Annotated in this window: 13 protein-coding genes and 1 pseudogene; 2 read left to right on the top strand and 12 right to left on the bottom strand. The window is 66.9% G+C overall.

The annotated features are described in order from the left end of the window. Nucleotides 1–146: 146 nt before the first annotated feature. The 6 genes and pseudogenes from ACFJIX_RS16730 to ACFJIX_RS16705 form a co-directional block, all read right to left on the bottom strand. The gene (locus ACFJIX_RS16730) at nucleotides 147–485 is read right to left on the bottom strand and encodes a hypothetical protein (protein ID WP_377162088.1); all 339 of its coding nucleotides are present in this window, start codon (nucleotides 483–485) and stop codon (nucleotides 147–149) included. 73 nt (nucleotides 486–558) lie between these two features. Next, a pseudogene (locus ACFJIX_RS16725) lies at nucleotides 559–2133 on the bottom strand (AAA family ATPase); the annotation flags it as partial. Nucleotides 2134–2252: 119 nt separating this feature from the next. Continuing rightward, the gene (locus ACFJIX_RS16720; protein WP_377152893.1) at nucleotides 2253–3431 is read right to left on the bottom strand and encodes a hypothetical protein; all 1179 of its coding nucleotides are present in this window, start codon (nucleotides 3429–3431) and stop codon (nucleotides 2253–2255) included. 29 nt (nucleotides 3432–3460) lie between these two features. Next, complete coding sequence (locus ACFJIX_RS16715; RefSeq protein ID WP_377152891.1) at nucleotides 3461–5269, bottom strand: hypothetical protein; 1809 nt, start codon at nucleotides 5267–5269, stop codon at nucleotides 3461–3463. 22 nt (nucleotides 5270–5291) lie between these two features. Next, on the bottom strand, nucleotides 5292–6353 hold the full coding sequence (locus ACFJIX_RS16710; protein ID WP_377152889.1) for a hypothetical protein: 1062 nt from the start codon (nucleotides 6351–6353) through the stop codon (nucleotides 5292–5294). A gap of 67 nt (nucleotides 6354–6420) precedes the next feature. Beyond that, nucleotides 6421–6930: a lysozyme gene (locus ACFJIX_RS16705; RefSeq protein WP_377152887.1), complete on the bottom strand. Its 510-nt coding sequence runs from the start codon at nucleotides 6928–6930 to the stop codon at nucleotides 6421–6423. A 111-nt stretch (nucleotides 6931–7041) separates the two neighbouring features. Between ACFJIX_RS16705 and ACFJIX_RS16700 the strand changes: the two genes are divergently transcribed. Beyond that, nucleotides 7042–8358 carry an Nramp family divalent metal transporter gene (locus ACFJIX_RS16700; RefSeq protein WP_377152885.1) on the top strand — a complete coding sequence of 439 codons (1317 nt, stop codon included), beginning with the start codon at nucleotides 7042–7044 and terminating at the stop codon, nucleotides 8356–8358. 94 nt (nucleotides 8359–8452) lie between these two features. Further along, nucleotides 8453–8665, top strand: coding sequence for a DUF4287 domain-containing protein (locus ACFJIX_RS16695; protein WP_377152882.1), 213 nt, complete (start codon nucleotides 8453–8455; stop codon nucleotides 8663–8665). A 33-nt stretch (nucleotides 8666–8698) separates the two neighbouring features. Here ACFJIX_RS16695 and ACFJIX_RS16690 read toward each other — a convergent pair whose 3' ends face one another. The 6 genes from ACFJIX_RS16690 to ACFJIX_RS16665 all read right to left on the bottom strand — a co-directional run bounded on the left by ACFJIX_RS16690 (nucleotide 8699) and on the right by ACFJIX_RS16665 (nucleotide 12107). Then, nucleotides 8699–9376, bottom strand: coding sequence for a glutathione S-transferase family protein (locus ACFJIX_RS16690; RefSeq protein ID WP_377152880.1), 678 nt, complete (start codon nucleotides 9374–9376; stop codon nucleotides 8699–8701). 70 nt (nucleotides 9377–9446) lie between these two features. Continuing rightward, complete coding sequence (locus ACFJIX_RS16685) at nucleotides 9447–9887, bottom strand: hypothetical protein (RefSeq protein ID WP_377152878.1); 441 nt, start codon at nucleotides 9885–9887, stop codon at nucleotides 9447–9449. A gap of 421 nt (nucleotides 9888–10308) precedes the next feature. Beyond that, on the bottom strand, nucleotides 10309–10542 hold the full coding sequence (locus tag ACFJIX_RS16680) for a hypothetical protein (RefSeq protein ID WP_377152876.1): 234 nt from the start codon (nucleotides 10540–10542) through the stop codon (nucleotides 10309–10311). 22 nt (nucleotides 10543–10564) lie between these two features. Beyond that, nucleotides 10565–10759 carry a hypothetical protein gene (locus tag ACFJIX_RS16675; RefSeq protein WP_377152874.1) on the bottom strand — a complete coding sequence of 65 codons (195 nt, stop codon included), beginning with the start codon at nucleotides 10757–10759 and terminating at the stop codon, nucleotides 10565–10567. Between the two features lie 14 nt (nucleotides 10760–10773). Beyond that, nucleotides 10774–11448, bottom strand: a complete 675-nt coding sequence (locus ACFJIX_RS16670) for a cysteine peptidase family C39 domain-containing protein (protein WP_377152872.1) — start codon at nucleotides 11446–11448, stop codon at nucleotides 10774–10776. 14 nt (nucleotides 11449–11462) lie between these two features. Continuing rightward, a complete protein-coding gene (locus ACFJIX_RS16665; RefSeq protein ID WP_377152869.1) occupies nucleotides 11463–12107 on the bottom strand; it encodes a hypothetical protein in 645 nt (214 codons plus the stop codon). Nucleotides 12108–12122 lie beyond the last annotated feature (15 nt).

Raw genomic sequence — 12122 nt, 5'->3', positions numbered from 1 at the left:
CGCAGGCTGAACGGCGACGCCCACCGGCGCCGCCCTCGCCCAGGAACGCCCCGCTCCGCGGGGCGTTTGCTTTTGTGGCGCCCATTTCTGGCGCCCGAAGGGATGGCCAAGTGGCGAGGCCGAGCGGCGATGGGCCTTTCCAGCGCCTACTTCTGGCGCCAGAACTCGGCGTCGATCACGACCTCGTTGCCGCTGCGCTCGTTGATGATCCAGAAGCGCGCGCCGTCGGGCGCGATGCGGTCGACCTCGCCGACCAAGCGCCCTGCGGCCACGCGCAACCCGCGCGTGTTGAACGGGAAGTCCGGCGCCTTCGCCAGCGTCAGCAGCGGCACCGCCTCGCGCGGATCGCCGGCCAGGCGCATGCGATGGACGATCGGCGCGAGCACCTCGTTGGTCAGGTCCGCCGACGAGAGGCAGATCACCACCTTCGCCTGCGCGCGGCTCAGCGCGACGTTGAGCAGCCGGCGCGCCTCTTCCGTCTTCAAGAAGGGCTGCGTGCCGTCGGCCGGGGTCGAAGAACACCACCGGGGCCTCGCTGCCCTGCGCGCGGTGGACGGTACTGACTCTCACGCGCTCATCGACGCCGAGCGCATCCATCCGCTGCCGGATCAGCGCCCGCTGCGCGCGGAACGGCGTCAGCACGATGAGCTCGTGCGGCGCCCAGTCGCCGCTGGCGAGCGCCTGCGCGATCAGGCCCGCGATGGCATCGGCGGACTCGCGCCGGATCGGACCGCGATCCTTCGCGGACCAGAAGCCCTCGCGCGTGATGCGATGCACCTTCACGTGGACGTCTGCGGGAATATCGCCGAGCGCCCGGGCGCGCGCCTGGTGCCACGCCTCCGATGCCAGCGCATCCGCGGCGACGCGCAGCGCGCCGTCGTAGAACAGGTCGCTGACGAGCGCCCCGATCGGCGCGGCCATGCGGGACTGCTCGTTGAGCATCGCCACCGGTCCCCTGCCCTGGCCGCTCTGCTCAGCTTGCCCGACTTGCCCACTTTCCCCGCTCTGTCCGCTCTGTCCGCTCTGTCCGCTCCGTCCGCTCCGTCCGCTCCGTCCGCCGCGCGGCATCGCCGCGAACGGCGAGCGTCCGAGCCACTGTCGCGCCAAGCGGTCCTCGCTGCGCAGGACCGGCGAGAGCTGCTGCGGATCGCCCGCGAAGAGCCGCGCGCGTCCCAGCGGCATCAGCGCCAGCGCGTGGGCCAGGCTCACCTGGCTGGCTTCGTCGAAGACGACGAGGTCGAACGGCGGCTCGCCATCGGGCGAGAGCTCGCGCAGCGTCTTCAGCGTGAAGGCGGCGCGTGTCGTCGTCATCGTGGCGAGTCGGCATCGCTCCAGCACTTGCGGCGACGGTGTGCCCGAGGACGGGATCAGATGCCCGCGTCCCTCGTAGGCATCGGCATCGAAGCGCGAGCCGAGGCGCTGGACCGTCGGACGCAGAGGCTCGCGACGGCCCTTCTGCAGCGCCTTGTCGACGGCGATCGTCGCGAGGTCCACGGCATGGTTGGTCGTCGAGAGCAACAGCACGCGCGCGGCGGGTCGGCGGTCGAGGTATTCGGCGAGCAGCACGCCGAGCGTCGTCGTCTTGCCGGTGCCGGGCGGGCCCCACAGGAAGGCGTCGTGGAAGCCGACGAGCTTCAGCGCCTCGCGCTGCGCCGGCCGCAGCCATCGGAACGGCGAGCCGTCGAGCGCGGGCGCGTCGGGCCTCGGTCTCGGCCTCGAGAGTCCCGGCCAGCAGTCGGCGGCGCGGCGCGCCCAGGCGTCGTCGCGCCAGGCATCGGCGATAGCGTTCAAGAAACGCGGCGGGTAGAGGCGCAAGAGATGACCCTCGCCCGGCGGCGGGGCGCTGGCGTTCTGCAGCACGAGCTGGTCGTCCTCGACGACGACGGCGCGCACGGTCGCGCTGCCCTTGGTCGGCGCGCCCCACCACGCGGACGCGCCTTCGAGTCGCTCGTCGAGCAGCGTGTGCGCGGACGCCTGCCCCGGCCGCTGGCCTTCGGCGTAGACGTAGTCGGGCTCGAGCGTCACGCGCCAGAGCGCGCCGTCGGCCGTGCTGCGGAGCACGCGGAAATCGTAGAACTCGGGCGTCGCGGCCAGCTCGGCGGCTATCGCCGCGCGGAGGTCGGCCAGGGGCATGGGTCGCGACGCAAAGGCGGGAACTGCGAAGGAGGCGGGACTATAACGGTCCGGCGATCCGGCGGTCCCCCACAGGCGGTCAGGCGGTCAGGCGCTCAGGTGGTGAGGCGATCCGGCGATCAGCGCGCATCCATCGGCGCGAGGGTCGCCCCGGCGGGCAGCGGCAGCCAGTTCGACAGGTCGAAGAGCCGCCACGCGGGAATGGCCCAGGCCAGGCCGTCGTCGCCGGCGATGTGCATGGCCACCAGCGTCATGCGGCCGTCCGCGCCGACCAGCACGATGGGGCTGCCGCTGTCGCCCGGGCGCGAGCCCTGGGCATCGATCGCCTCGAAGCCGATCAGCTCCGTCTGGTACAGCGTGCGGACCACGTTGCGCGGGGTGCCGGCCAGTTCATAGGGCAAGGGCACCGGAAGATGCGGCGTGACGCTCACGGTCACGCGTATCGACCCCACGCCCTCGCGCGGCGACAGCAGTTCGAACCAGTGGTCGCGGTCCAGGATCAGCAGCTCTTCCACGGAGCGCACCCAGGGGTGGACGGGGTCGAAGCGTCCCAAGGCCGCGAGCCGCGCCACCGCCGCCGGGTCGAGGATCTCCGCCAGCTGCACGTCGAAGCTGGGCTGGGTAGACGCCTCGTCGCCATCGATCAGCCCTCCGACCTCCAGCGTGCGCGCGAGGGTGGATCCAGTGACGAATTCCTTCACCTCGAGGCCGCCGAACACCGCGCCGGTGTCACCGTCCGGCGACGGCGAGAACACGTGTTGCGCGCTCAGCAGGCAGTCGCGCACGCCGCCGGGCTCCGACAGCCGGACCAGGCATGCGAAGCTGCCCCGCTCGGGCATCGCGTGACCCGCGTGGTGCACGCTGACGCGCCGATCGCCGTGCGGCACGCTGCGGTGGTAGGACCCGCTGTCCTGCACGTCGATCGGCATCGCGAAAGGCACCCGGCCTGCGCCGCGATCGGCGAAGGTCACCAGCCACCGCGGCAGGCGCGCCGGCGAGTCTGCGGGCAAGGCGCGCTTCTCCCGCACCACCAGCACGATGCAGACGTCGCTGGTGACGGACCAGCTCGCGCCGTCGCCGCGCTGCCGGAAGCCGGGGGCCAGGGACACCACGTCCCGATGCGCGCCCAGCAGTTCCGGCGCGCGCGTCAGGCAGATCTCGCGCGCCAGGCCGAACAGGAAGGCGACGTCCTTCGCGGCCGCCTCGGTGTTGGTCCTGGCTTCGGCCAGCAGGGCCTCGTCCATCCGCAGGGCCTGCGCGCGCATGCGGGCGGCCCAGGTCTGACGGGCCGGCGGCACGGGCGACCGCCGGCTGCGATCGGACGGGGTCACGATTTGACGCAGGGCGCGCTGCGCGTGAGGTCGATCTGCGTGAAGTCCGGCGACAGGGCCTTGTCGGCGACCAGCGACTTGACGGCGTCCTTGTTCGCCGCCGTCAGGAGGCTGCGCACGTCCTTGACGGGCAGTCCCTGCGCGGGCATCGGATCGCACTTGAGGGTCACGAAGAACCTGGCGGTGGCGAATTCGGTCGAGGCCACCCTGAACTGGGTGCCGGCCACTGTGCCCTTGAGGCCGCCACCGGCCTTCAGCGACGCGTCGAGCGCGCGCCAGGCGGCATCGACACGAGCGCCCTGGGCCTTCTTCGCTTCGGCGTCGGAGGCCGGCGGCGCCGGCGGTGCGACCACCACGACCGAGGCCGCGCCCACGGGAGCGGGAGCGGGAGCGGGCGCCGACGCGGCCGGGTCGGGCTTCTTCGGTGGGGGTGCGGGCGGAGGCGGCGCGGTGACGGTCCCCTTCTTTTTCGGATCCTCGGCCGGCGCGGACGCGGCGGCCTCCCTGACCCGCACCACGAGCCACTGCGTCTGCCTGATCGCGCTCGTGTCCGACACCCGGAAGTGATAGGTCCCCGCCGTGGTGGCCGGGGTCAACCGGACCGAGCGGCTGTCCGTGTTGCCGGTATCGACCAGCAGCAGCAGGTCGGCGCTGCCCTCCTCCTGGGCTTCGAAGCGATAGGGCGGCGAGCCGCCGGTGACGTGGATGCGCTGACCGGTGACGGCGCCCTTGAGCACGAACTCGAGCTCGCGCGGCGCCAGCGCCATCGCCGCGACGACGTCGGTCACGCCGCACTTCTTCAGCGCCTTGGGCACGCCCGAGACATCGACGGTGGATAGCACGCCCGAGACCGCCACGCGGGCGGCTTCCAGCGCGACCATTTCATTGGCCAGGGTCCGAGCCGCCGCGTCGATGTCGCTGGCGTTGTCGCCTTGGGCCACCGACCGCTTGGCGTCCGGCGTGTACTCGGCCGTGGCCGCCTTGCCCGCGATGGCTTCGCCGCCCTGGGCGATCGACGCGGCGAAGTCCTTGTAGCCCTTCAGTCCCGCGTCCATCGCGGCTTCGGGATTCACCAGCAGCGATTCCATCGCCTTGTTCACCGCCTGCGCGATGCGGTAGACGGCCTGCCTCAGTTCCTTGCCGCTGAGGGCGTCGAGCAAGGTCAGCGCGCTGCCGCGCATCGTCGACGCGTCCTTGATGGCCACGGCCGACTGGGCGAGCAGGGTTTCCGCGCCGCTGGTGATGGGCACCGAGGCCTTGTCGGCGATGGCCTTGGCCACCAGGTCGCGCAGCGCCTGCGCGGCCCGCTCGGTGCGGTCCATCTGCTGGCCGAGGACCTCCTGCCTCGCGTCGATCTCCGCGTACCGTTTCGCGCTGATCTCCAGCGGCAGGGACGCATCCTTCGCGCAATCGATCGCCCGGATGCCTTCGTTCCAGACCTGGACGCGGCGGGCATCGAGCTGGATGCGGGACTGCCCGAGCAAGGTGCCGCCGACGAGGGACGGCACCAGGATCGCGTCGCGGTGCGGATGGCCGGCGGCGATGCCGAGGATGCCGGCGCCCAGCCAGAGCAGGCCCGAGAACGACGCCTGGGCCTGCGCGGACTGGTCGCGGATGGCCTCCTGGTAGGTGGCCCGGACCAGGTTGGCGAACTGCTGCGCCTTGGGCAGCGTGTCGATCTCCTTGCCGCTTTCCTTGGTGGTCGCGACCCTGAAGCCGGGCGCGTCGATGTCGACGATCGGATTGCCGGCGCAGCCGGCGGTCAGGACGGCGGCGATGCCGATGGGCAGGATGTCGCGACGCATGGGGAGCTCCTTCTCCGGACGATCAGGGGGTCGGCGTGTAGCCGGATTTCGGATCGGCGGCCGGGCCGTCCTCGGCGGCGCCGGCCTTGCCGGACAGGTCTTCGGGCACCTTCATGCCGACGTAGGCGCCGGCGCTCAGCCCCATGAGCGTCAGCAGCGAGCCGTCGAACTCGGGCATCGCGAGTTCGGTCGCGACCTCGATCAGGAACATGATCCCCAGCGCCGCGGTCATGACGACCATCTGCAGGCGCTGGATGGCGACGCCGCCGGCATCGGCCAGGATGTCGTGGAAGAACACGCCCTCGCGGCCGGGGGCGACCTCGCGGCCGTTCGAGATGCCGACGGCCACGACGGTGGTCGCGCCCGAGATCCCCATCAGCGCGAGGGCCTGCGGGCTCACGCTCGGCAGTTGCCCGGTGACCAGCCACAGGAACACGAAGGACGCGAAGACGATGGCGAACCACCAGGCGAACTGCGTCTTCGCCAGACTGAAGGTCCGGCGCTCCAGCGGCAGGTCGGCCTGACCGACGTCGCGCAGCAGGGCCGAGTGTCCGGCGAGGTAGACGATGAGCCCCCAGACGAGCAGCACGACGACCAGCGCCAGCGGCGCCCACCACTCGAAGATGACGAAGCTGAACTGGCTGCCCGGCTGCGTGATGCGCCGGGGGGCGCCGCCCTCGGGGGTCAGGACGATCTTGTAGGCCAGGGTACGGGGCTCGGCGACGGTGCGCAGCGGATGTCCGAGGATCAGTCCCCAGACGGCGCGGTCCACCTCGACGGACTGGCCGGGCGGGCGCACGTGGCGGAAGTCGAAGCGCGCGACCGGCGGGTTGTCCTCGCAGCCGACGGCCTTGATGCCGGTGTCCATGCCCTCGATCCACAAGGCCATGGCGGTGGGCGACGGGATCTGGTCGCAGGTCGGCTCGGTGAGGCGTGGAAAGGAGAATTGCTCGTTGATGCGCGTGTCGGCGAGCCGCGAGGCGCGCGCGCCGGGGCTCAGTCCGACGAAGGTGGCAACGATCGCGCCGAGGACGACGACGGTGACGAGCAGCACCTTCGCATGGGAGGACAACTTGACGGTCATGGGCGTCTCGCAAGGAGGTGGCGGGGTGCGGGCATGAGGCGGTCCGGGTTCATGGGGCTGGCTGCGCTCATGGCGTGAGGAAGAGCTCGCGCTCCGCCGCGCGGCGCCGCTTGAGCCCGTTGAGGACGACGCCCTTGGCGAGGACCCAGCGCCCGAACTGCTCCGCGGCCGCGCCCTTGTCGCCGGTGTTGAGCAGGCGCAGCAGCGTCGAGGCGCCGAGGTTGCCGCTGCCGACGTTGAAGGTGAAGCTGACCAGGGCGGCGAATTCGTTGTCGGTGAGGCCCACCTTGACGAGGTGCTCCACGTCGCGGGAGGCGTCCATCAGGTCGGCGCGCAGCAGGTCCTCCGCCTCGATGTCGGTGATGCCGCCGGGGTACAGCGCGTAGGCCGCGGCCTTGTCGCCGTCGCCGGTCAGGAAGCGTCCGCCCTGCCGGATGGCGTGGCCCCAGCCGATGGTCCAGATGCCGACGGGATCCGCATAGGGATCGAGATTGACGGTGGCCGGATCGCCGTCGACGATGCCCTCGAAGCCCTTGATCAGATCCAGCCCGGCCTGGTTGATGTCTCTCTGGGCCATGGCCCCTCCTCGCGCCTTGCGTTGACCCATGCTGACAGCGCCCCCCCGCACCGGCATCCTTCAAAGTGATGATGAGGAGACGGGCGGCGTTCTGCCCCGAGAATCCGCCCCATGCTCGGCCTGCCCACCACCGCCACCGCCCCGTTCTGTCCCTCCGAGGTCCACGGCTCGATCGATCTGCGCGAGGGCGCGCCGTTGTGGAAGCGGTTGCTGCGCGTCGCGGGGCCGGGGCTGCTGGTCTCGGTCGGCTACATGGACCCGGGCAACTGGGCCACGGACATCGAGGCCGGCTCGCGCTTCGGCCATGCGCTGCTGTGGGTGGTGCTGGCGTCGAGCCTGGCGGCGATGCTGCTGCAGACCTTGTCGCTGCGGCTGGGGCTGGTGTCGGGTCTTGACCTCGCGCAGGCCTGCCGCGAGCGCTACCGGCCCGCGGTGCGCCTGCCGCTGTGGGTGATGGCCGAGCTCGCCATCGTCGCCTGCGACGTGGCCGAGGTGCTGGGCACGGCGCTGGCGCTGCACCTGCTGTTCGGGATGTCGCTGCTGGCGGGGGTCGGCATCGCGGCGCTGGACACGGTGATCGTGCTTGGGCTGAAGGGCCGGGGCTTCCGGCAGGTGGAAGCGATCATCCTCGGCCTGGTGATGACGATCGGCGTCTGCTACGCGGTGCAGCTGTTCCTGATCGGGCCGGACTGGGCGGCGGTGGCGCGCGGCTTCGTGCCCAACGGCGTCGCGGTGCAGGACCCGAAGGCGCTGCTGCTGGCCATCGGCATCCTGGGCGCGACGGTGATGCCGCACAACCTCTACCTGCACTCGTCGATCGTGCAGACGCGGCGCGTGGGGAACACGGCGTCGGCCAAGCGCGACGCGATCAAGCTGTCGACGATCGACACGCTGGTGTCGCTGACGCTGGCCTTGATGGTGAACGCGGCGATCCTGATCCTGGCCGCGACGGCCTTCCACGCGCACGGGCACACGGAGGTGACGGAGATCCAGGACGCGTACCACCTGCTGGACCCGCTGGTGGGCGGCTCCATCGCGTCGGTGCTGTTCGGCGTGGCGCTGCTGGCGGCGGGCCAGAGCTCGACCTTCACCGGCACGATCGCGGGTCAGGTCTTGATGGAGGGCTTCCTCCGGCTGAAGATCCCGTGCTGGCAGCGCCGGCTGGCGACGCGGTTCCTGGCACTGGTGCCGGCGTTCATCGGCCTGTGGTGGTTCGGCGAGGCGGCGGTCGGACAGCTGCTGGTCGCGAGCCAGGTGGTGCTGAGCCTGCAACTGCCCTTCGCGATGTGGCCGCTGATCCGCCTGACGGGCGACCGCGCGGTGATGGGCGAATTCGCCAACGGGCCGGTGGTGCGGGTGCTGAGCTGGGGGCTCTTCGCGCTGGTGACCGGGGCGAATGCGGCGTTGCTGTGGTCGCTGGTCGGTTGAAGAGGAACGCCGTGTCGAAAACGGCGCGGGTCGATCGTCGTGAGGATGAGGTCAGGCACTGACCCGACGATCACCAGCCAACCAGGAGCGATTCATGAGCACCGAAGAGAAAGTCAAAGGACCCGCGTCGTACTTCCCGTCCATCGAGAAGAAGTACGGTCAGCCCATCGATCACTGGATGGGCGTGCTGAAGGCGGCCGGGCCGATGAAGCACATGGAGCTGGTCGCGCTGTTGAAGACGGAACACGAGATGGGCCACGGGCATGCGAATGCGTTGGTGGCGGCGTTCTTGGCGAAGCAGGGTTGAGGGCAGGCGCACGGACCTCGTGCGCCGAACCGCTCACTTCGACGGCACGAGCGCGTAGGGACCACCGCGCTCCAGCGCCCGCTGGTAAGCGGGCCGCGCGTGGATGCGCTGCAGGAACTCGGTGATGCGCGGCTGACGCGCCGCGGCGCCGCCGCGTTGCACGGCGGCTTCGAGCGGGAAGCTCATCTGCACGTCCGCCGCGCTGAACTCGGCGCCGGCGAACCACGGGCTCTTGCCGAGTTCGCCTTCCAGGTAGTTCATGTGGTTGTCGATCTGCGGCTGCACGAAGGTCGCCTTGGCTTTCGCGGCGATGCCCTTGGCGATCGGCTTCACGAAGAACGGCACGGGCGCGCGCTCGATGCGGTCGAAGACCAGCTTGAGCAGCAGCGGCGGCATCGCCGAGCCCTCGGCGTAGTGCATCCAGTAGCGGTAGCGCAGCGCGTCGGACGTGCCGACGGCAGGCTTGAAACGGCCCTCGCCGTAGCGGTCGACGAGGTACTCCAGGATGGCGCCGGATTCGGCGATGACGAGCCCGTCGTCGCTGATCACCGGGGACTTGCCGAGCGGGTGCACGGCGCGCAGCTCGGGCGGCGCAAGCATCGTCTTCGGGTCGCGCTGGTAGTGCTTGATCTCGTACGGGAGCCCAAGTTCTTCAAGCAGCCACAGGACCCGCTGCGAGCGGGAATTGTTGAGGTGGTGGACGGTGAGCATCGGGGGAGTCTATGCGGGGAGAAAGGCGCAACACGGCAGCGTTTCCCCGGCTCAAGCTCCCACACCGGTTTCAATCCATTGATCCGCATTCAATCCAGAACGGCAAACCGTCGAGCGCTTCATACGCCTCCAATGGCCTGCACTTCTCCCAAGCGAACCATGCCGTGTCCGATCTGATGGCCCTCACCGGCTGCTCGATGTTGAAGGTCTCAAGGAATAGCTTCGCCGACTCCGAGCATCGGTCGAAGGCCTCGAAGTAGCGCCCGACGAGCGATGCGAGATCCCCCGCTGCTCGGTCCAGCATTGACTCGATACGCCCTTCAGGCGCCCAGTCGATCGAGGAGACCGGGAGCGTCGACAACTTCACCCTCGCGAGCCGCAGCATCTCCGCGGCGACGTCCAGTTCGCTCGACCGCAGATAACGCCTGAAGAGGCGATCGTCGATCAGCGCCCGGTGAGCCTTGGGCGTCGTTGGAATCGCGTGGAGACGGATGCAGTCGAAGAGCACCATGTCGGAGACGGTGCCCAGCTCAAAGAGGGTGCTTCCGCCAGTGAGTCCCACGCGCACAAGGTTCTCCTGCTTCTCGACTCAGACCACCAATGTCACGCAAGACCTGGCACCCAACTCCGCTTGAAGGCAGTCCCTCAAGCGCTGTCCTTCGCGCATGAACTCAAACTCATCAGCGTCAGTCGGAAAGCCGGAGGAAAGCGGGTCATCCCTCACCAACGTTGCGTCGAATGCCAATGCCCAAGTCATCAGGTCCGCACGCAACTCTTCAGAGAGGGGCAAAGAGTCCGGATCAATGTTCTCGCAATCGCCTCAAAGCGGAAAACAGTGATAGTCGGGCATCAGTTTCAGCTGACCAGGCATCACGTGATTCATCGCTCGCTTTTAAGAATTTTTCACCAACCAGGCAAAACACATCAAACGACTATTCAGCCTTACCCTTAAGCGCAGTCATGAGAATTTCTTGCTTTCTTGCGGCCTTCCGACCAATTTTCTTTGCATTCGCAGTTCCCTCTCGAACCTTTGGTTCATCGCCCCCAAATGGCAATGCCCAATCGCCATTTATCATTATCGGGAACCAGCCTGGTGAAAGACGCTTGAACAGAGAAAGATCTTCTATAGAGAACAAATCATCGCCAAGCGAATGAAGCGTGATCAACGCAAACGAATAATGAATATATTCACCCCCCCCCGCCCGCCGGCGCGCGTTGATCGATCTCCGACAAATTAAATTCTTCAACTTCACCAACAACCTGAGGAAGAGGATCGATGAATTCAATCAGAAATCGGCCTTTGCCAATTTTACAGATACAGGGCAGAGAGGAAAATTTCAACATCTCTACGGTCAGGAAATCGGAAGGAAACTTCGCCTTCAACGTTAGCTTATTACTCACTTTGGCCCCTTTGGAACGGCGACTTCTCCAGTGAATGACTTTTTAAACGTCTCCACTGGACTAAAGTATTGAAGACCGTGCGGATCTCGAATTGCAACAACAGCAACACCTTCACGGACGGTGACGCCGTCAACAACAACAAAATGCGAGAATGTCCCGGTTCCATTCTTGATTCTAACAATAACTGGGACTCCATCGCTTGTGAACTCCGCTAGATCTTGGACTGTTTGCCTGCGATAGGCTTGCGCAGCAATATCAGAAGCCTTGAGGGCGCTTGCGACCGTATCAATAACAATACCGTCTTTACTCGGGGGGAAATTCTTCACCAGCGCATACAAATCAACCGGCACTCCAAGCGTGTCGCCTACCATCGCACAGGAATTGTGCCCACATGTAGGAATATTACCTTGATTTACCACGAGCCGATCACCATTTCGCGTCATGGCATCGGCCAGCAATGGATTCTCCGGATTGGCTGCTGCCCCCTTGTCAAGGGACAGCTTATCACCAGACGGGGAGACCGAGGCTTTCAAATCGGTCGGAGATGTGGGCACCTTCCCTGCGAGATACGCATCGGCATCGGATTTAGAAATTATCTTGGCCGCAACCAATTCGTCCAGAGTCTTACCAGTTTTCTGGATGACCACCCCGATTGCCCCTGCCGCCAGCACCGTTCCTCCACCAACTACCCGCCAATGACGGTGTCACGGGCAACCTTACCGCCGTCGACTTCGCCATGATCGATATATTGGTCGCTTGCGCTTGACGCCCCACCGATCACAGCACCGCCTATCACTGCTCCAGTCACAGTCACCGGAGCGGTCACAGCAACTCCTACGGCGACCACTCCTTTAACTGCATCTTTTGCCTGTTCCTTCTTCAGCGCTGACGTATAGGCATCAAGTTGAATTTGATCTATCGAACTAAGGCCGTATCGAGCGATGTTGTCAGTATTCTGGCAACTGACAGCAGGGCAGTCAGCAATTGCCAAACGGAACGACTGGCCGTTGGCCGTCAGCATCTGGTACTGCTGCTCACCGCTCTTACCTGCTTGAGTCAGCGAAGGGTAAGTCGGCTTGATTGGAACGAGATCGTAGTAAGGAGAACTGGCCCCTCCGGTATTCGCTCGAATGAACGCAGCCAAGTCCGGATCAACACGCGAAGGGTTCAATGCCAAGCCATCGCGATTGATCTGGACGAAGCTCGTTCCGTTATCGCTTGTTGTGAACGGCGCGTCCTTATCGAAGAATGCATTGGGACTATTTGGGTCTCGAACGACCAGACCTGCAGTGATATCTTCCTTGTACTGACTGTTCCCGCTGTTGCGCATAGCATCTTCGATCTG

The organism is Roseateles sp. UC29_93, from assembly GCF_042695725.1.
GTDB lineage: Bacteria > Pseudomonadota > Gammaproteobacteria > Burkholderiales > Burkholderiaceae_C > Roseateles > Roseateles noduli_A.
The sequence above is the reverse complement of the archived record's forward strand: the minus strand, read 5'-3'. Positions and strand labels throughout refer to the sequence as shown.

Coding starts and splice junctions, on each gene's coding strand:
- ACFJIX_RS16690 (WP_377152880.1), bottom strand. CDS start 9,376: ATGCTCACCGTCCACCACCTCAACAATTCCCGCTCGCAGCGGGTCCTG.
- ACFJIX_RS16665 (WP_377152869.1), bottom strand. CDS start 12,107: ATGCGCAACAGCGGGAACAGTCAGTACAAGGAAGATATCACTGCAGGT.
- ACFJIX_RS16700 (WP_377152885.1), top strand. CDS start 7,042: ATGCTCGGCCTGCCCACCACCGCCACCGCCCCGTTCTGTCCCTCCGAG.
- ACFJIX_RS16705 (WP_377152887.1), bottom strand. CDS start 6,930: ATGGCCCAGAGAGACATCAACCAGGCCGGGCTGGATCTGATCAAGGGC.
- ACFJIX_RS16715 (WP_377152891.1), bottom strand. CDS start 5,269: ATGCGTCGCGACATCCTGCCCATCGGCATCGCCGCCGTCCTGACCGCC.
- ACFJIX_RS16710 (WP_377152889.1), bottom strand. CDS start 6,353: ATGACCGTCAAGTTGTCCTCCCATGCGAAGGTGCTGCTCGTCACCGTC.
- ACFJIX_RS16695 (WP_377152882.1), top strand. CDS start 8,453: ATGAGCACCGAAGAGAAAGTCAAAGGACCCGCGTCGTACTTCCCGTCC.
- ACFJIX_RS16685 (WP_377152878.1), bottom strand. CDS start 9,887: ATGGTGCTCTTCGACTGCATCCGTCTCCACGCGATTCCAACGACGCCC.